Below are 18868 nucleotides of genomic sequence, written 5' to 3' on the forward strand. Positions count from 1 at the left end.
ACCGAATACACCCATGCTCGCTCAACAAAAACAAGAGATCGTTGCCCTCTTCCAGGCCGCCCTCGCGCCGATCGTCGCCGGCACCGATCTGACCCCGAATATCGTTTTGGAGCGCCCGCGCGACCCGAGCCACGGCGACGTCGCCTGCAATATCGCCATGCAGCTGGCCAAGCAGCTCAAGACCAACCCGCGCGAACTGGCCACGCGCCTGGTCGCGGCCTTGCTGGCCGACCCGCAGGCCGCCGGCCTGGTGGAAGCGGCCGACGTTGCCGGTCCCGGCTTCATCAACCTGCGCGTGGCCGCCGGCGCCAAGCAGGCGGTCGTGCACACCATCCTGCAGCAGGGCGAGGCCTACGGCCGCGGCAGCGCGGGCGAAGGCCACCACGCGATCATCGAATTCGTCTCGGCCAACCCGACCGGCCCGCTGCACGTCGGCCACGGCCGCCAGGCGGCCCTCGGCGACGCGCTGTCCTCGCTGTTCGAAGCGCAAGGCCATCAAGTCACGCGCGAGTTCTACTACAACGACGCCGGTGTGCAGATCGCCACGCTGGCCAACTCGGTGCAGGCGCGCGCACGCGGCTTCAAGCCGGGCGACGCGCAGTGGCCCGAGTCGGCCTACAACGGCGACTACATCGCCGACATCGCCAACGATTTCCTGGCCGGTAAAACCGTGTCCGCCAGCGATGGCGAGCCGGCCACCGCCAGCGGCAACGCCGACGACCTCGAATCGATCCGCCGCTTTGCCGTGGCCTACCTGCGCAACGAGCAGGACCAGGACTTGCAAGCCTTCGGCGTGAAGTTCGACAATTACTACCTCGAGTCCTCGCTCTACGCCGACGGCAAGGTCGAACACGCGGTCCAGGCCCTGGTCGACGCCGGCGTCACCTATGAACTCGATGGCGCGCTCTGGCTGAAAACCACCGACTACGGCGACGACAAGGACCGCGTGATGCGCAAGTCCGACGGCACCTATACCTATTTCGTGCCGGACGTGGCTTACCACATGCAGAAGTTCCGCCGCGGCTTCGACCAGGCCATCAACATCCAGGGCAGCGACCACCATGGCACGATCGCGCGCGTGCGCGCCGGCCTGCAGGCGGTGAACATCGGCGTGCCGCAGGGCTACCCTGATTACGTGCTGCACAAGATGGTCACCGTCATGAAGAATGGCGAAGAAGTCAAAATCTCCAAGCGCGCCGGTTCCTACGTCACGGTGCGCGACCTGATCGAATGGTCGGGCAATGGCGACATCACGCGCGGACGCGATGCGGTGCGCTTCTTCCTCATCTCGCGCAAGGCCGACACCGAATTCGTGTTCGACGTCGACGTCGCCCTGAAAACCTCGGACGAGAACCCGGTGTATTACGTGCAGTACGCCCATGCGCGCATCTGCTCGGCGCTGGCCAACTGGGGCGGCGATGAAGCCCAACTGGCGAACGTCGACCTGTCGCTTCTGAACACGCCGCACGAGGCGAGCCTGCTGTCCAAGCTCGCCGCCTACCCGGAAGTGCTGCAGCGCGCCCAGGCCGAGCTGGGACCCCACCAGGTCGCCTTCTACCTGCGCGAACTGGCCGGCGAACTGCACAGCTACTACTTCGCCCACAAGTGGCTGCTGGACGACGACGAAGCCCTCAAGCTCGCACGCCTGGCCCTGGCGACCGCTACCCGCCAGGTGCTGCGCAACGGCCTGGCCCTGATCGGCGTCTCGGCGCCGAACAAGATGGAACGCGCTCCCGCCGACGTACAAGACGAACCCCAAGCATAAGCCAGGTAACCATGACCGCCATCCTTCGTTTCCCTTCGCGCCAGCGCGGCAGCACCCTGACCGGGATCATCATCGGCCTGATCATCGGCCTGGGCATCGCGGTCGTCGTGGCGCTGATGATCACCAAGGGCGCTTCGCCCTTCACCGACCGTTCGAACAAGATGGGCCGTCCGGCCGACCTCGAACCGAGCCTCGCGAACGACCCGAACAAGCCGATGTACGGCAACCGCGACGCCGCGCGCGAAGCGGCCAAGCAGCTGGCCGAGCGCGAAGCGAAGAAGGCGGCCGACCAGGCCGCCGCTGCCGCGGCACCGCGCGCACCGGCGCGTGCGCCTGCCGCAGACGTCGATCCGCTGGGCCAGGCGATCGCCGGCATGAGTGCTGCGAGCGAGCCGAAACAGGCCGCCGCGCCTGCCGCGCCGGCGCCGGCCGCGGCCCCTGCCGGCGCACCGGCCGCGCCCGCCGCATCTGCGGCCGGCGGCGACGACAAGTACATCTACTACCTGCAGGCCGGCGCCTTCCGCGAAATGTCGGACGCCGAGAACACCCGCGCCAAGCTGGCCCTGCTCGGATTTGAAGCCGCGATCAGCGACCGCGCCAGCGACAGCGGCACGCTGCACCGCGTGCGCCTCGGGCCCTTCAGCCAGGTCGAAGCCGTGAACAAGGCGCGTGCCAAACTCCTCGATAGCGGCATCGATGTCGCTATTGTCCGTAACCAGAAATAAGGAAAATTCGATGCAACTCGTCCGCCGTTTGCTGTGCACTGCTGCCCTGTTGACCTTGAGTGGCGTGGTCTGTGCCGCACCTGTCGCGCCGAAAGAAGGCGTGCACTACCAGGTGCTGCCGCAGAAACTCGAGACCCCGAGCGGCAAGCAGGTCGAAGTCATCGAGTTCTTTGCGTATTCCTGCCCGCATTGCAACGTGTTCGAGCCGCTCCTGGCCGACTGGGTGAAAAAGCAGGGCAATAACATCGTGTTCAAGCGCGTCCACGTGGCGGGCGGCGCGCGCGCGCTGCCGCAGCTGCGCCTCTACAGCACGCTCGAAGCGCTGGGCCTGGTCGAGCAGTACCACACTAAACTGTTCGCCGCCATGCACCAGCAAGGCGTGCGCTTCGCCGACGACGAGGAAGTGCTGAACTGGGTCGCCAAGGCCGGCATCGACCGCGCCCGTTTCACGGAAACGTATCGCTCGATGGGCGTGCAGTCGCGGGTACGCCGCGCCGCCAGCATGATGAACGACTACAAGATCGATCATTGGCCGATGGTCGCCATCGATGGCCGCTTCATCACCTCGCCTTCGATGGCGAACCCGGAAGAGTCGCACAGCCATGGCCCGGGTGGGCACAGCGAACTCGAACAGCAGCAAGTGGCCCTGCAGGTGATGGACGCACTGGTGGCAAAAGCCAAAGCGGACAAAAAATGACCGCGGCGGCTCAAGCCGACCGGGTCTTCATTACGGGCGCCTCGAGCGGCATCGGCGCGGCGCTGGCGCGCGAATACGCGCAGCGCGGCGCGATCCTCGGCCTGGCCGCACGGCGCGGCGAGCTGCTCGAAGCGCTGCGCGCTTCCCTGCCCCATCCCGAACGTCACCGCTGCTATGCGGTCGATGTGTTGGACCATGCCGCGCTCGCCGCGGCGGCGCGCGATTTCCTCGCTACTACCGGCGGCGCCGAGATCGTCATCGCCTGCGCCGGCATCTCGCACGGCACCCTCACCGAGCGGCCTGAAGACCTGGCCGTGTTCGAATCCGTGTTCGCCACCAACGTCAACGCCACCGTCGCCACCTTCGCCCCCTTCATCGGCCCCATGAAAGCGCAAAGCGGCAGGCGCCGCCTGGTGGCGATCGGCAGCGTCGCCGGTGTGCGCGGCATGCGCGGCGCCGGCGCCTATTGCGCTTCAAAAGCGGCGGTGCACGCCTACTGCGAATCGCTGCGGCTCGAACTGAAATCTTCCAGCATTCGCGTCGTGACGATCGCGCCCGGCTATATCGATACGCCCATGACCCGCAACAACCGTTTTCCCATGCCCTTCCTGATGCCGGCCGAGCGCTTTGCCGCCAGCGCGGCGCGCGCAATCGCACGCGGCGACAGCTACCGCGTGCTCCCGTGGCAGATGGGCGTCGTCGCCAAGCTGCTGCGCGCCCTGCCCAACAGCGTCTTCGACCTGCTGTTCGCACGCGCGCCGACCAAGCCGCGCAAGGAGGCCGCATGAACGGCGCCGCGATTGCCGCGCTGGCGAACGTGGGCGTCGACGTCGAGGTCGTTGAAGAAACCGGCTCGACCAATGCCGACCTCTTGCAACGCGCCGCGACGCTGGGCGCGCCGCTGCTGCTCGTCGCCCGCAACCAGACCGCCGGGCGCGGGCGGGCCGGGCGCAGCTGGCTGTCCTCGAGCGAAGGCTCGCTCACCTTTTCGCTGGCCTGGAAATTTGACGGCGGCCTGCCGCGCTTGAGCGGCCTGCCGCTGGCGGTCGGCGTCGCACTGGCCGAGACCCTGGAGCGTCTTGGCGTGCAGGTCGGCCTGAAATGGCCGAACGACGTGCTGCGCGATGGCGACAAGCTGGCCGGCATCCTGATCGAAACCCAGGCGGCGCCCGCCGGCGGCGTGTGGGCCGTGATCGGCATCGGCCTGAACCTGGTGATGCCGGACGAACTCGAAGCCCAAATCGGGCGCAGCGTGGCCTCGCTCCCCTGGCTGGCACGGATGGACCGCGATGCCCTGCTGGCGGCACTGCTGGCCGGCCTGGCCGGCGCGCTGCGCGAATTCGAACACGCCGGCTTTGCCGCCTTTGCCGCGCGCTGGAACCGGCGCCATGCCTGGCAGGGCGAGCTGGTCACCATCCTCGATGGCGGCGCCGTGCTGCACGAGGGCAGTGCCGCCGGGGTCGACGACGCGGGCCGCCTGCTGCTCGATACGCTTGACGGGCGCATCGCGGTGCTGGCCGGCGACGTGTCGCTGCGCGTGAAAGGCGCATGATGCTGCTCCTGATCGATGCCGGCAATACGCGCGTGAAATGGGCCCTGGCGGCGCCAGGTGCGCCTGCCGGCGAATGGCTTTCTGTTGGCGCGGCCCTGCATGCCGAGCTCGACGCAGCCGCCGCCGGCTGGCACGGCCAGGGCGTGACCAATGCGCTGGTCTCGAACGTGGCCGGCGCGGCCGTGCGCGCGCGCCTGGCCGCCCTCCTGCAGCCGATTCCCACCGAGTGGTTTGCTTCGAGCGCCCGGCGCGCGGGCCTTAGCAACGGCTACCGCGAACCCGAGCGCCTGGGCTGCGACCGCTTCGCCGCGGCGATCGGCGCGCGCGCGCTGGCGCCGGGCCAGGCCCTGGTCGTGGCCACCTGCGGCACGGCGACCACCGTCGATGCGGTATCGAACGACGGCCGCTTCATCGGCGGCATGATCCTGCCCGGCCTGGCGCTGATGGCCGGCGCACTGGCAAGCAATACGGCGCAGCTGCCGCAGGCCCTGCCCGGGGCCGCGCCGCCGCCGCAGTTTGCCGACAATACGCATGATGCGATCGTGTCGGGCTGCCTGTCGGCCCAGGCCGGCGCGATCGAACGTGCAGTCGCCGCCCACGACGGGGCGCTGTGCATCCTGTCGGGCGGGGCCGCGCCGTATATCGCACCGGCGCTCAAGTGCGCCTATCAATTGGCCGATAATATCGTGCTGGTCGGGCTGCACGCGGTAGCGCTGACGGAGACGCCAATGGGAGACACCACTTGTTGAGATTCGTATTCTGGGCTTTGCTGTGCGCGAACGCGCTGCTGTTCGCGTATGGCCGGGGCATGCTGGGCAGCCTGGAGCTGGAAACGCGCGAACCTTCGCGCCTGCGCAACCAGCTCGCCGCCGACAAGCTCGTCCTGATGACGGGCGCGCAGGCGCAGGCGATTGCGGCAGCCGCCGCGCCGGCCGAGGCGGCGCTGGAGGCGCCCGTGGCTGTACTGCCGGCGGTCCCGGCGCCGGCGGCGGCCTCGCCCGCCGTGGCCTGCGTCGAAACCGACGCGTTTACCGCCTTCGATGCGCGCCGCTTCGAAACGCGCCTGGCGCGCCTGGACCTGGGCGCGCGCCAGACGCGCCTGACGGTGCCCTTCCAGGAAGTGAGCAGCTATATGGTCTACCTGCCGCCGCAGGGCGGCAAGGAAGGCGCCGACCGCCGCACGCTCGAGCTGCGCGAACGCGGCATCACCAACTCCTTCGTGATGCAGGGGGAGTCGCCCTTGCGCTGGGCGATTTCGCTGGGCGTGTTCAAGACCGAGGCGGCGGCGCGCACCGAGCAGGCGCGCCTCGCCAAACAGGGCGTGGCCAATGCGCGCATCCTGCCGCGCGGCCCGCAATCGCAGCGTTTTGCTTACCGCTTCCGCGACATCGATGGCGAGCTGCGCAACCAGATCGTCGAGGCCGGGCGTGGGATGCCGGCGGCAGTGCTGCATATTTGCCGGTGAGGGTTTCCGGCGCTTGCTTCCCACGGGCGCCATCCAAAGGGACGTAGGGTGGGCCTCGGCGGCCCCGCGGCCTCCCGCCCACGCGTTCAACAGGCGTTAATTCACCCTACCGCTTCACTACAATCGGCTTCAACCCAAGACCCGACGGCAGCGCCTTCGCCGCCTGCTGCGCTTCCGCGCGCGACCCGAAGGGCCCGCCATACAGGCGATGCACCGAGCCCGACGGCGCGACTTCGAGATTACCGACTGCGACACCCGCGTCGGCCAGCAAACGGCTCATTTCCTGCGCCTTGTCGGCACGGCCGTAGGCGCCGAGCTGCAGGTAAAAGCCAGCGGCGGGCGCGGTCTGCACCACGGCCGCGCTATCGCCCTGCACCCGGTCCTCCAGCATCAGCGAAGCAATGTCCGGCGGCGCCGGCGTCACGTTCAGCGTTTGCGCCTGCGACGTGGCGGCGCGGCGCACGGTGGCGAGGCGGCTCGGGTCGTTCGGGAACAGGCGCTCGAGCTCGACTTCGTGGCTGCCCTTGCCGAGCAGGCCGAGTTTCAGGGCCGCCGTGTACGAGACGTCGACGATGCGGCTGGCGTGGAAAGGCCCGCGGTCGTTGATGCGCACGATGACCGACTTGCCGCTGGAGACGCTGGTGATGCGCGCATACGACGGGATCGGCAGCGTGGGGTGCGCGGCCGTCATCTTGTACATGTCGTAGGGCTCGCCCGAGGAGGTGCGCTGGCCGTGGAATTTCACGCCATACCAGCTGGCCACGCCGCGCTGCGTAAACGGTTCTTCGTGCAGGATCGGGTTGTAGGTCCGGCCGAACACGGAATACGGGCGGTTGGCCCACTTCGCGTAGGGTTCGGCGCGCACGATGGCGTCGGGCACCAGTTCCAGGCCGGGCGGAATGTTGCGTCCCGGGCCGTCGTCCTTGTAATAGCCGCCGCGGCCGGAGCCGGCCGCCGGCAGCGCCACGTCGTCGTGCTTGGCCGTGACTTTATGGTTCCAGGGCAGCGGGATCAGGCTTTTGTGTTCGCCAGTCGATCCGCATCCGGTCAACAATGCCGCAAGGGCAATGACCGCTGGGAGATGTCTCGGAGCGGTCATCGCATCCTACTCCTATCAAGTCTGCACCAGTTTCCGGTGCCGTTGTATGCTCATCAATATACCAGTGCCGAGACCCAGCGTGATGAACGCGGTACCGCCATAGCTCATGAAAGGTAGCGGAACTCCCACCACGGGCAGGATCCCGCTCACCATGCCCATGTTGACGAAGGCATACGTGAAGAAAATCATCGTGATCGCGCCGGCCAGCAGGCGCGAAAACATGTTCGGGGCATTCGCGGCAATCATCGCGCCGCGCCCGATCAGCAACAGGTAGATTACCAAAAGAAATAGGTTTCCGACCAGCCCAAATTCTTCCGAGTACACCGAGAACAGGAAGTCGGTGGTCTGTTCGGGCACGAATTCAAGCTGGCCCTGGGTGCCCTGGGTATAGCCCTTGCCCGTCACGCCGCCCGAGCCGATCGCGATCACCGACTGGATGATGTGGAAGCCCTTGCCCAGCGGGTCCGAGGTCGGGTCGATCAGGGTCATGACGCGCTCGCGCTGGTAATCGTGCAGCATCGACCAGGCCACCGGCATGCTGGCCGCGGCGGCCACCGCCAGCCCGATCAGCACTTTCCACGACAGGCCGGCCAGGAAGATCACGTAGAAACCGGAGGCGCCGACCAGCAGCGCGGTGCCGAGGTCGGGCTGTTTGGCGATCAGCACGAACGGAATCAGGAGCAGCACGGCCGCCACCAGGAAGGACTTCCACTCGCCGACCTTGGCGCGCTGCTGGAAGTACCAGGCGATCATCAGCGGCGTGGCGATCTTCATGATCTCGGACGGCTGGATGTCGATGCCCAGGTGCAGCCAGCGACGTGCGCCCTTCTTGATGATGCCGAACATGGCCACCGCGATCAGGAGCGTGATGCCGACTGTATAGATCGGCACCGCCAGGCGCATCAGGGTCTGCGGCGGGATCAGCGAGGCCACCCACATGACGACAAAGGCCAGCATGAAGTTGCGCATCTGCGATTCGACCCGGCCCGGGAACTCGGCGCCGGCCGAGGACATGGTGATCAGGCTGGTGGTGGCGAGCATGAACAGGATCATCGCCAGCGGCCAGTCGAAAACGGTGAAATACGGCTTCAGGCGGCGGCTGAGGGAACGCCGCTCGGGATAATACGCCATCTTCTGACTCCTAGTGATGGGCCGGTGCGGCCGGCTTGACGGGAACGGCGCCGGGTTTCGGCGGCACCGGACGCTTGCCGAGCAGGTAGTAGTCGAGCGCCTTGCGTGCGATCGGCGCCGCCGAGGCCGCGCCGAAGCCGGCGTTCTCGACTACCAGCGCGATCGCGATGCGCGGCTTGTCGGCCGGTGCGAACGCGGTATACAGCGCATTGTCGCGGTGCCGCTCGTCGATCGCGCTGGCGTTGTACTTCTGCCCTTTCAGGCCGATGACCTGGGCCGTGCCGGTCTTGCCGGCCGAAACATACCCGGCGTTGGCGAAGGCGCGGCGGCCAGTGCCGTTGGCATCCTGGGTCACGCCGACCATCGTGCTCTTGATGAAGTCGATATTCGCCTGCTGGAGCGGAATGCGGCGGCTTTCCTTCGGCACGGTCAGGGTGCGCTGGCGCGTGGCGCCGTCCTCGATCAGCTTGACCAGGTGCGGCTTCATGACCACGCCGTTGTTGGCCAGGTTAGCCACCGCGTGCGCCAGCTGGATCATCGAGTAGTTGTTGAAACCCTGGCCGATGCTGACCGAGATGGTGTCGCCGCCTACCCACTTCTGGGCCGCGCGGTTACGCTTGAAGCGGTTCGCCTTCCACTCTTTCGAAGGCAGCACGCCGGTCTTTTCGTGGTCCAGGTCGATGCCGGTCGGCTCGCCGAAGCCGAATGGGCGCATGAAGGCGGAGAGCCGGTCGACCCCCATCTCGTTGCCGAGCTGGTAGTAATAGGTGTCGCAGGACTCAACCACCGACTTGTACATGTCGACGAAGCCATGCCCGCCCGGCTTGTCGTCGTTGAAGCGGTGCCCGCCGAGCATGAAGAAGCCCGGGTCGCGGATCCCATCGGACGGGCGACGCAGGCCCAGCTCGAGCGCCGCCAGCGCCATGAAGGGTTTGAAGGTCGAGCCGGGCGGATAGGTGCCCGACAGCGGACGGTTCATCAGCGGCTTGTCGAGCGAGGTATTCAGTTCGTTCCAGCTCTGCGTGTCGATGCCGTCGACAAACAGGTTGGGGTCGAAGCCCGGACGCGACACATAGGCCAGCACGTCGCCGGTTTCGGGCTCGATCGCGACGAAGGCGCCGCGCTGGTCGCCGAAGGCTTCCTCGACCACCTTCTGGAGTTCGATATCGATCGACAGGATCAAATTGCTGCCCGGGACAGGCGGGCGGCGCGCCAGCGTGCGGATTGCGCGCCCGCCGGCCGAACGCTCGACCTGCTCGTAGCCGGTGGTGCCGTGCAGGTGGCGTTCGTAGCGCTTTTCCAGTCCTTCCTTGCCGATGTGGTCGGTGCCGTTGTAGTTGGCGGCATCGTCGCCTTCGGCCAGGACTTCGGCTTCGCGCTGGTTAATGCGGCCGATATAGCCGACCACGTGCGAGGCGACTTCACCCAGCGGGTACTGGCGGAACAGGCGCGCCTGGACTTCGACGCCCGGGAAGCGGAAACGCTGGGCGGTGAAGCGCGCGACCTCGTCGTCGGTCAGGCGGGTGCGCAGCGGCACGCTGGCGAAGGTGCGCGACTCTTCCATCAGGCGCTTGAAACGCTTGCGGTCCTTCGCCTCGATCACCACCAGCTTGGCCAGCTCGTCGATCACCGAGTCCATGCTGGCCTGCAGTTTCGACGGCGTGATCTCGAGCGTATAGGCCGAGTAGTTGCGCGCCAGGACGACGCCGTTGCGGTCGACGATCAGGCCGCGGTTCGGCACGATCGGCACCAGCGCGATGCGGTTGTCTTCGGCCTGGGCGTGGTATTTGTCGTGCTGGATCACTTGCAGCCACACGAAACGGGCCACCAGGATGCCGAAGCAGACGAACACCAGCACCAACAGCACCGTCAGGCGCAGGCGGAAGTGGTGGATCTCGCGGTCGCTGTCTTTAATTTCGGTCATTGCACTGCCAGGGACATCAGATCGGGCGCGTATGGTCGCGGTCGACAGCGCGGCGCTGCGGCGCCAGCAGCAGCCAGGTGATCACCGGCCACAGGGCGACGGCCACCGCGCTTTCGATGAAGTGGAGCCAGCCGGTGAAACGGCCGGTGGCGACGACATGGACCATGGACTGGATCGCCTGCGCCAGCAGCAGCAACGGGAACACATGCATGGCCTGGGTCAGCACCGGGAACCACAGCACGCGGCGGTGGATCATCGTGGCGACATACGACAGCAGCGTATAGGCCAGCGCGTTCTCGCCCAGCAGCGTGGCGTCGTGCACGTCCATCAGCAGGCCCATGCAGAAGGCGACGCCGATGCCGACTTTGCGCGGCTGGTGGATGCCCCAGAAGACCAGCACCAGCGCCACGAAATCGGGAGCGCCGGTCCACTGGCCCCAGGGCAGCAGGTTGAGCATGAAGGCGCAGGTCAGGCTGAAGGTGATGAACAGCGGGCTGACCGGCAGCAGGATGTAGTTCGGACGTCCGCGCATCACGCGTCCTCCTTGCGGGGTGCCGGTGCGGCCGGCGGGGTGATGGCGGCCGCGGGCGGCGTTGCCGGGCGCGCGTTGCGGGTAGTGGCAGGCGGCGTACCGGCGGCCGGCGCTCCGGCGGCCGGCGTTCCTGTGGCCGGTGCTGCGGCAGGCTGCGTTGCGGCTGGCGCCGCTCCGGTTGCAGCCGGCGGATTTACAGCCGGCTGCGCACCGGCGCCGGCGGGACGTACGGCCGGGGTGCCTGCGCCATTGACAGCTGCGGCGCCGGTGCCGGCCGGCGTGTTGGCGCCCGGCTGGGTCGGCAAGCCTTGCGCCGGCAGCGGCGAGGCCGCGAGCGGCGGCGCCGGCACCGGTTCCATCTTCGGCAGGTTGCGGCGGCTGGCGCCATGCGCGGGCGGCGCCGGCGGCTCGGCCGGACGCGGTGCGCGCGCCACGGTCGACATCACGATCAGGAGCTGGCGGTTGCGGTCGACGCCGCCGAGCGGCTGGCAGACCACGCGGCCAAAGGCGCCGGCCGCGACTTTCTCGACCTGGGTGACCTTGGCCACGGCCAGGCCCGCCGGATACATGCCGTCCAGGCCCGAGGTGACGATCACGTCGCCGACCTGGATGTCGGCGTCGGGCGCGACGAAGCGCAGGTCGAGCAGGCCCGAGCGGCCGCGCCCATAGGCGATGCTGCGCAGGCCCGAGCGCAGCACCTGCACCGGAATGGCCTGCTCCTTGTCGGTCAGGAGGGTGACTTCGGACGTGAACGGGAACACGCGGGTGACCTGGCCGATGACGCCGGCGTTATCGATCACCGGCAGGCCGAGCTGCACGCCGTTACGCAGGCCGCGGTCGAGCACGATGCGGCGGGTCGAGGGGTCGCGTGCGTCGTACAGGATCTCGCCCATGATCGACTGCACCGGCAGGTGCTCGCGCGCGTCGAGCAGGCGCCGCAAGTGGGCGTTCTCGGCCATCTGGAGCTGGGCCTGCTGCATCGATTGCGCCTGCGCCACCTGGTGGTTCTTCAGGTCGCGCAGTTCGTTCTGCAGGCTCGAGAGCGAGGAAAAATAGCCGCCCATGCTCGACACCGCATCGCGCGGCATGAGCGCCGCCATTTGCAGCGGATAGAGTACGGTGGCGGCGACCTGGCGGACGGTGCCGAGGACATGCATGCGCGCGTCGACCAGCAACAGCAGAAGCGAGACCAGCGCGAACACCGTCACCTTCACCCGCGCGGAGGCGCCCTGTTTGAAAAGCGGCGGAGGACTGTAATCCATGAATTTCAGTGTTGACGGCGTGAATACGAGTACTTAAGCCGCGGACAATCAGCGCAGGCAGGCAGCCGGCATTGCACCGGCCACCCGCCCAGGGTCTTTCACCAGAGGGCCGTGGACTGTTTTATTCGTACGAGAAGATCGAGCCCAGCTTGTCATTGTGTTCCAGCGCCATGCCCGAGCCGCGCACCACGCAGGTCAGCGGGTCTTCGGCCACCAGCACCGGCAGGCCGGTCTCTTCCATCAGCAGGCGGTCGAGGTCGCGCAGCAGCGCGCCGCCGCCGGTCAGCATCATGCCCTTCTCGGCGATGTCGGCGCCCAGTTCCGGCGGGGTCTGCTCGAGCGCGTTCTTGACGGCCGAGACGATGTTGTTCAGCGGGTCGGTCAGCGCTTCGAGGATCTCGTTCGACGAGATCGTGAACGCGCGCGGAATGCCTTCGGACAGGTTGCGGCCCTTGACTTCCATTTCCTTCACTTCCGAACCAGGGAAGGCCGAACCGATGGCCTTCTTGATCGCTTCGGCGGTCTGCTCGCCGATCAGCATGCCGTAGTTGCGGCGGATGTAGTTGACGATGGCTTCGTCGAACTTGTCGCCGCCCACGCGCACCGAACCTTTGTAGACCATGCCGCCCAGCGAGATGATGCCCACTTCGGTCGTGCCGCCGCCGATGTCGACCACCATCGAGCCGGTTGCTTCCGACACCGGCAGGCCGGCGCCGAGGGCCGCGGCCATCGGCTCTTCGATCAGGAAGACCTGCGAGGCGCCGGCGCCGAGCGCCGACTCGCGAATCGCGCGGCGCTCGACCTGGGTCGAACCGCAAGGCACGCAGATGATAATGCGCGGCGACGGACGGAAGAATTTCGAGTCGTGCACCATGCGGATGAACTGCTTGAGCATCTCTTCGGTGACGGTGAAGTCGGCGATGACGCCATCCTTCATCGGGCGGATCGCCTCGATATTGCCCGGCACCTTGCCGAGCATCTGCTTGGCTTTCTTGCCGACCGCCTGGATCGTCTTCTTGCCGTTCGGGCCGCCCTGCTGGCGGATCGCGACGACCGATGGCTCGTCCAGCACGATGCCCTGGCCGCGCACATAGATCAGCGTGTTGGCGGTACCCAGGTCGATGGCCAGGTCGTTCGAGAAGTAACTGCGTAAAGAACCAAACATGTGTGTCCTGATGCGCGAAACCGCGCCTAAACTATTGATCGGGAGTCCTCGCCGCGTCGGCCCTGCCTGCGCCCGGCGGTCTTTTAGTACAACCTGTCTGGGACAGGCTCTTGGTGCAGTGGCCGCGCTCATTCGGCGCCGACCACGCATTAGCCCGCCATTCTACCTTATAATTTGCCGATTAAACGCTGAAAACAGGGGGTTTTACCCCCTAGTTCATGAAGCGAGATCGACGGTATTAGCAAGGTTTTATCGACCGTAGCACGCTGTTCAACAGCGCGTACCGCCATTCCGTTATTCGCACAACCACATTTTGAACGCGGCGCGCGCCGCGCTGATTGCCATGTCCCTGACTCTTTCAGACGTAAAACGGATCGCCAACCTGGCGCAGCTCGATATGGACGAGGCCCACGCCGAGACCGCGCTGGGTGAATTGAACGGCATCTTCGCCCTGGCCGAACAGATGCAGGCGGTCGACACCACCGGTGTTGCGCCGTTGTCGCATCCACTGGCCGCAATCCTGTCCTCGCTGCCGCTGCGCCTGCGCGAAGACGTGGTCACCGAAGAAAACCGCCGCGACGACTACCAGGCGCCTGCGCCGAAAGCCCAGGACGGCCTGTACCTGGTGCCGAAGGTCATCGAGTAACCCCGCCTCCACGAGACGCATTCACGAAACGTAAGCACCATGCATAACAAGACCATCAAAGAACTGTCGGCGCTGCTGCATTCGAAGCAGGTGTCGAGCGTCGAACTGACCCGCCACTTCCTCGACCGCATCGCCGCAAGCGGCCACAACGCCTTCCTGCACGTCGATCCGGCCCTCTCGCTGGCCCAGGCCGCGGCTGCCGATGTGCGCCTTGCGGAAGGCACGGCCGGCCCGCTGACCGGCGTGCCGATCGCCCATAAGGATATCTTCGTCACGCGGGACTGGCGCACGACTGCCGGCTCGAAGATGCTGGCCAATTACGTCAGCCCCTTCGACGCCACCGTCGTCGACCGCTTCAACGCGGCCGGCATGGTCACGCTGGGCAAGGTCAATTGCGACGAATTCGCGATGGGCTCGGCCAACGAGAACTCGGCCTTCGGTCCGGTGAAAAACCCGTGGGACGCGCTGGCCGTGCCGGGCGGCTCGTCGGGCGGCTCGGCCGCCGCGATCGCCGCGCGCCTGGCGCCCGCCGCGACCGCCACCGACACCGGCGGCTCGATCCGCCAGCCGGCAGCGTTTTGCGGCGTCACCGGCATCAAGCCGACCTATGGCCGCGTCTCGCGCTTCGGCATGATCGCCTTCGCCTCCTCGCTCGACCAGGGCGGCCCGATGGCCCAGACCGCCGAAGACTGCGCCCTGCTGCTGAACGAAATGGTCGGCCACGACGAGCGCGACTCGACCAGCCTCACGCCTGACCAGGGCAATCTGCACGAAGACTTTACGCGCGACCTGGACAAGCCATTGAACGGCCTGCGCATCGGCGTGCCGAGCGAATACTTCGGCGAAGGCCTGGCCGCCGACGTCGAAGCCGCCGTGCGCGCCGCGCTCGAGCAATTCGTGGCCCTGGGCGCGGTGCTGGTCGATATTTCGCTGCCGAAGACGGCGCTCTCGATCCCGACCTATTACATCATCGCTCCGGCGGAGGCCTCGTCGAACCTGTCGCGCTTCGACGGCGTGCGCTACGGCCACCGCGCCGGCGAGTACAAGGATCTGCAGGACATGTACAAGAAAACGCGCGCCGAAGGCTTTGGCCGCGAAGTCCAGCGCCGCATCATGGTCGGCACCTATGTGCTCTGCCATGGCTATTACGACGCCTACTACGTGCAGGCGCAAAAGATCCGCCGCCTGATCGCCGACGAGTTCCAGGCCGCCTTTGCCGGCAAGTGCGACGTGATCATGGGCCCGGTTGCGCCCACCGTTGCCTGGGACGCGGGCTCGAAGACGAACGACCCGGTCGCCAACTACCTGGCCGACATCTTCACGCTCTCGACCAGCCTGGCCGGCCTGCCCGGCATGTCGATCCCGTGCGGTTTTGGTGCCGGTGACAAGAACGGCAAGCGCCCGGTCGGCCTGCAAATCATCGGCAATTATTTCAGCGAAGCGAAGCTGCTCAACGTCGCCCACCAGTACCAGCTGGCGACCGACTGGCACCAACGCGCCCCTGACGGGGTCTAACGTCCACGCGCGCACAGAATACAAAGAGAGAACACCATGCAATGGGAAGTCGTCATCGGTCTTGAGAACCACGTCCAACTCACGACCAATTCGAAAATCTTCAGTGGCAGCTCGATCCAGTTCGGCGCCGAGCCGAACACGCAAGCGAGCCCGGTCGACCTGGCGCTGCCGGGCGTGCTGCCCGTGATGAACAAGGGCGCCGTCGAGCGCGCGATCCGCTTCGGCCTGGCAGTGGGCGCAACCATCGCCCCGCAGTCCGTCTTCGCGCGCAAGAACTATTTTTACCCCGACCTGCCGAAGGGCTACCAGATCAGCCAGTTCGAAGACCCGGTGGTCCAGGGCGGCACGATCACCTTCGGCTACGAGAAGGATGGCAAGCTGGAGACGAAGACCGTCAACCTGACCCGCGCCCACCTGGAAGAAGACGCGGGTAAATCGCTGCACGAAGACTACGCCGGCATGACGGGCATCGACCTGAACCGCGCCGGCACGCCGCTGCTCGAGATCGTCTCCGAGCCGGAAATGCGCAGCGCCGCCGAAGCGGTCGCCTACGCAAAAGCCATGCACTCGCTGGTCATGTGGCTGGGCGTCTGCGACGGCAACATGCAGGAAGGTTCCTTCCGCAGCGACGTCAACGTCTCGGTGCGCCCGGTCGGCCAAAAGGAATTCGGCACACGCTGCGAAATCAAGAACCTGAACTCCTTCCGCTTCATGGAAGAAGCCATCCACTACGAAGTGGCGCGCCAGATCGAGCTGATCGAAGACGGCGGCAAGGTCCAGCAAGCGACGCGCCTGTGGGACCCGGACCGCAAGGAAACGCGCTCGATGCGCTCGAAAGAGGATGCGCAGGACTACCGCTACTTCCCCGACCCGGACCTGCCGCCCCTGATGATTTCGGAAGACTGGATCGAGCGCGTGCGCGCCGACATGCCGGAACTGCCGGCAGCGATGCGCGCACGCTTCACCGGCGACTACGGCCTGCCGGAGTACGACAGCCTGATCCTGACCTCGTCGCAGCCGATGGCGAACTACTACGAAGCCGTGGTGGCGAAAGCCGGCAAGGAAAATGCGAAGACCATCGCCAACTGGATGATGGGCGACGTGTCGTCGACCCTGAACCGCGAAGGCGTCGAGATCACCGAGTCGCCGGTCGAGGCGTCGCAGCTCGCGCTCTTAATCCGCCGCATCGCCGACGGCACGATCTCGAACAAGGCCGGCAAGGAAGTCTTCGCCGCGATGTGGGAAGCCAAATCGCTGGACGAGAACCTGGCCGACCTCGTGATCGAACAGAAGGGCCTGAAGCAGATTTCGGACACGGGCGCTCTGGAAGCGATCGTCGACGAGGTGCTGGCCGCGAACGCCAAATCGGTCGAGCAGTACCGCGCCGGCAAGGAAGCGGCGATCAACGCGCTGATCGGCCAGGCCATGAAAGCCTCGAAGGGCAAGGCGAATCCGGCGCAAGTGACGGAGCTGCTCAAGAAGAAGCTGGCGGGTTGATACAGTCTGGCTGAACAAGAAACCGGAGCATGCTCCGGTTTTTTATTCGCAGGCGCATAGTGCATTTTTGCCTATTTCGGAATATCAGAAAATTCAAGAAATCAAGTCGTGATAAGCTCAATGTTTCGTAATTTAAGAAATTCGTGACATTCCTTAGTGTTTTTAGTGAAAATTTCGGAATTTCGGAAATATCTTAATGTCGGTGCGTATAATCGATTATATTTTCTGAATTTCCGAAACAAGGCCACCATGGAATCGACGCCTACCCTTCTAACAGCGCCGCATACACTAGGACCAATAGTACGTCAGCGCCGACGTGCACAGCATTTGCGAATCGATGACGCCGCAGGACTTCTTGGCGTGTCGGTCGACCTGATGTCGCGGCTCGAAAATGGCCAAGGTAGCGTCCGTCTGGACAAGGCAATGGCTGTCCTTGACGGGTTAGGCTTGGCGTTGCTCGTCGTACCAAAGGAGCATCCCTGGGCGCGCCGCTCCCACGCGATGCCCGTGCCACGGGCATCTGGAGAAACCGAGTGAACCTGGTGCTCGAAGTCTTCGCTGGAGAGCGCCCAATGGCGACCATTGGACATGATGCAATTCCGGATACGTGGTCTCTGACTTACCTCGATAACTGGCTTGAGGCTCCCGACGCTTACCCCTTGTCGCCGTCGTTACCGCTGACCCCAGGCGAGCGCGGCTACGATTCACATTCGATCAAGCGCTTTATCGAGCACTTGCTGCCTGAAGGGAATGCACTCGATGTCGCCATCAAGGCCAATGGGCTAGCGAAGTCCAACGTGTTCGGCCTGATCCATGCGCTCGGCACGGAAACCGCCGGTGTATTGCGCTTTCGAGACGCGCAGGCTGCGATGGACGCCCATGTCGCGCATGAGATGCGGGAAATCCCGGTTGAGGAACTCGATGCGCGCATTGCCGGCCATGACATACCGTTCATGGTCTGGGACGGCAAGGTCCGCATGTCGGTCGCGGGCGTGCAGGACAAGCTTCTGGTCTATATCGACGCTCCGCTCGACCAAGGAGGGCGCGTGTTCCTGGTCCAGGGCCCACGCCTTGCATCGACGCATATTCTCAAGCCCGACTTTGGTCATCCGAAAATGCCGCATCTCGCGATAAACGAAAACTTCTGCATGACGCTTGCGCGCCGCATTGGCTTGCCGGCCGCCGAAGTCCAATTACTGCGCACGCCTCGTCCGGTGCTTGTCGTCCGCCGTTTCGATCGCATCCTCCACACGCAGGATAACGACGTGCGCGTCGAGCGGCGACACATGATCGACGCTTGCCAGGCCTGCGATCTGCCAGTCAGTTTCAAGTACGAGCGTAATTATGGGAAAGGTGAAGCAGTACGCGACATTCGAGAAGGCATGAGCTTCGAGCGACTGTTCGGTCTTGGCGAACTGACAGGCAATAAGGCTCAGGCAAAGCTGACGATGCTGCGCTGGGCACTCTTCCAGTTCCTGATCGGGAACAGCGATGCGCACGGCAAAAACTTCTCGTTTTTTGTCGGTCCTGGGGGCTACCTCGAACCAACACCCTGGTATGACCTGGTCAGCGCAGTCCAGTATGCGCATTTCGATACCGACCTGGCAATGGCATACGGCGATGCGTTCACCTACGACGAGGTCACGCCATTTGCTTTGGCCGACTTTGCCATCCGCTGCGGCATCGACCGCAGACTGATGCAGCGCGAGGCACAACGCATGGGAGATGCTGCCTCCAGGGTGGCTATCGAACTGGCGTACGCCAGTAACTACCGAGACGAGGAACTTGCCTTTGTCGTCCTTAATCTGGTGGAGCTCGTCCGCCGCCAAGCGAAGCGCCTGGCGGAACTTGCGCGCGCAGCGGTGAAGGTTCCTGCCGAGTTACTTTGATCGC

General features: G+C 65.6%; 18 protein-coding genes. 12 read left to right on the forward strand and 6 right to left on the reverse strand.

Annotated features, from left to right (window positions below; translation table 11 throughout):
- Positions 1-13: 13 nt before the first annotated feature.
- Genes argS through NMB41_RS21005 form a run of 7 tightly spaced genes read left to right on the forward strand, consistent with a single transcriptional unit; the run spans position 14 to position 6204 of the window.
- A complete protein-coding gene (argS, locus tag NMB41_RS20975) occupies positions 14-1765 on the forward strand; it encodes an arginine--tRNA ligase (RefSeq protein WP_494379729.1) in 1752 nt (583 codons plus the stop codon).
- 11 nt (positions 1766-1776) lie between these two features.
- Positions 1777-2490 (forward strand): SPOR domain-containing protein, encoded by a 714-nt coding sequence (locus tag NMB41_RS20980; RefSeq protein ID WP_494379730.1) that lies wholly within the window; start codon positions 1777-1779, stop codon positions 2488-2490.
- A 10-nt stretch (positions 2491-2500) separates the two neighbouring features.
- Complete coding sequence (locus NMB41_RS20985; RefSeq protein ID WP_494379731.1) at positions 2501-3187, forward strand: thiol:disulfide interchange protein DsbA/DsbL; 687 nt, start codon at positions 2501-2503, stop codon at positions 3185-3187.
- On the forward strand, positions 3184-3975 hold the full coding sequence (locus NMB41_RS20990) for an SDR family oxidoreductase (RefSeq protein WP_494379732.1): 792 nt from the start codon (positions 3184-3186) through the stop codon (positions 3973-3975). Before NMB41_RS20985 ends, NMB41_RS20990 begins: the two co-directional genes overlap by 4 nt.
- On the forward strand, positions 3972-4739 hold the full coding sequence (locus NMB41_RS20995) for a biotin--[acetyl-CoA-carboxylase] ligase (protein WP_494379733.1): 768 nt from the start codon (positions 3972-3974) through the stop codon (positions 4737-4739). Before NMB41_RS20990 ends, NMB41_RS20995 begins: the two co-directional genes overlap by 4 nt.
- Positions 4739-5488: a type III pantothenate kinase gene (locus NMB41_RS21000; RefSeq protein ID WP_494382882.1), complete on the forward strand. Its 750-nt coding sequence runs from the start codon at positions 4739-4741 to the stop codon at positions 5486-5488. Before NMB41_RS20995 ends, NMB41_RS21000 begins: the two co-directional genes overlap by 1 nt.
- Positions 5482-6204 carry an SPOR domain-containing protein gene (locus tag NMB41_RS21005; protein WP_494379734.1) on the forward strand — a complete coding sequence of 241 codons (723 nt, stop codon included), beginning with the start codon at positions 5482-5484 and terminating at the stop codon, positions 6202-6204. The genes NMB41_RS21000 and NMB41_RS21005 overlap by 7 nt, the downstream gene beginning before the upstream one ends.
- A gap of 106 nt (positions 6205-6310) precedes the next feature.
- Here NMB41_RS21005 and NMB41_RS21010 read toward each other — a convergent pair whose 3' ends face one another.
- The 6 genes from NMB41_RS21010 to NMB41_RS21035 form a co-directional block, all read right to left on the reverse strand.
- A complete protein-coding gene (locus tag NMB41_RS21010) occupies positions 6311-7303 on the reverse strand; it encodes a septal ring lytic transglycosylase RlpA family protein (protein ID WP_494379735.1) in 993 nt (330 codons plus the stop codon).
- A gap of 15 nt (positions 7304-7318) precedes the next feature.
- Positions 7319-8434, reverse strand: coding sequence for a rod shape-determining protein RodA (gene rodA / locus NMB41_RS21015; RefSeq protein ID WP_494379736.1), 1116 nt, complete (start codon positions 8432-8434; stop codon positions 7319-7321).
- A gap of 10 nt (positions 8435-8444) precedes the next feature.
- Positions 8445-10358: a penicillin-binding protein 2 gene (gene mrdA / locus NMB41_RS21020; RefSeq protein WP_494379737.1), complete on the reverse strand. Its 1914-nt coding sequence runs from the start codon at positions 10356-10358 to the stop codon at positions 8445-8447.
- A 16-nt stretch (positions 10359-10374) separates the two neighbouring features.
- The gene (gene mreD, locus NMB41_RS21025) at positions 10375-10890 is read right to left on the reverse strand and encodes a rod shape-determining protein MreD (RefSeq protein WP_494379738.1); all 516 of its coding nucleotides are present in this window, start codon (positions 10888-10890) and stop codon (positions 10375-10377) included.
- Positions 10890-12152 (reverse strand): rod shape-determining protein MreC, encoded by a 1263-nt coding sequence (mreC, locus tag NMB41_RS21030; RefSeq protein WP_494379739.1) that lies wholly within the window; start codon positions 12150-12152, stop codon positions 10890-10892. Before mreC ends, mreD begins: the two co-directional genes overlap by 1 nt.
- 121 nt (positions 12153-12273) lie before the next feature.
- Entirely contained in the window at positions 12274-13317 is a 1044-nt protein-coding gene (locus tag NMB41_RS21035) for a rod shape-determining protein (protein ID WP_494379740.1), read from the reverse strand.
- A gap of 343 nt (positions 13318-13660) precedes the next feature.
- Between NMB41_RS21035 and gatC the strand changes: the two genes are divergently transcribed.
- The 5 genes from gatC to NMB41_RS21060 all read left to right on the forward strand — a co-directional run bounded on the left by gatC (position 13661) and on the right by NMB41_RS21060 (position 18864).
- Entirely contained in the window at positions 13661-13963 is a 303-nt protein-coding gene (gene gatC, locus NMB41_RS21040; protein ID WP_494379741.1) for an Asp-tRNA(Asn)/Glu-tRNA(Gln) amidotransferase subunit GatC, read from the forward strand.
- A gap of 39 nt (positions 13964-14002) precedes the next feature.
- Positions 14003-15478, forward strand: a complete 1476-nt coding sequence (gene gatA / locus NMB41_RS21045; protein WP_494379742.1) for an Asp-tRNA(Asn)/Glu-tRNA(Gln) amidotransferase subunit GatA — start codon at positions 14003-14005, stop codon at positions 15476-15478.
- A gap of 36 nt (positions 15479-15514) precedes the next feature.
- Entirely contained in the window at positions 15515-16975 is a 1461-nt protein-coding gene (gene gatB / locus NMB41_RS21050) for an Asp-tRNA(Asn)/Glu-tRNA(Gln) amidotransferase subunit GatB (protein ID WP_494379743.1), read from the forward strand.
- A gap of 249 nt (positions 16976-17224) precedes the next feature.
- The gene (locus tag NMB41_RS21055) at positions 17225-17512 is read left to right on the forward strand and encodes a helix-turn-helix domain-containing protein (protein ID WP_494382883.1); all 288 of its coding nucleotides are present in this window, start codon (positions 17225-17227) and stop codon (positions 17510-17512) included.
- Positions 17509-18864, forward strand: a complete 1356-nt coding sequence (locus NMB41_RS21060; RefSeq protein ID WP_494379744.1) for a HipA domain-containing protein — start codon at positions 17509-17511, stop codon at positions 18862-18864. The genes NMB41_RS21055 and NMB41_RS21060 overlap by 4 nt, the downstream gene beginning before the upstream one ends.
- Positions 18865-18868: the final 4 nt, after the last annotated feature.

Source organism: Massilia sp. FBCC-B171 (assembly GCF_059134155.1).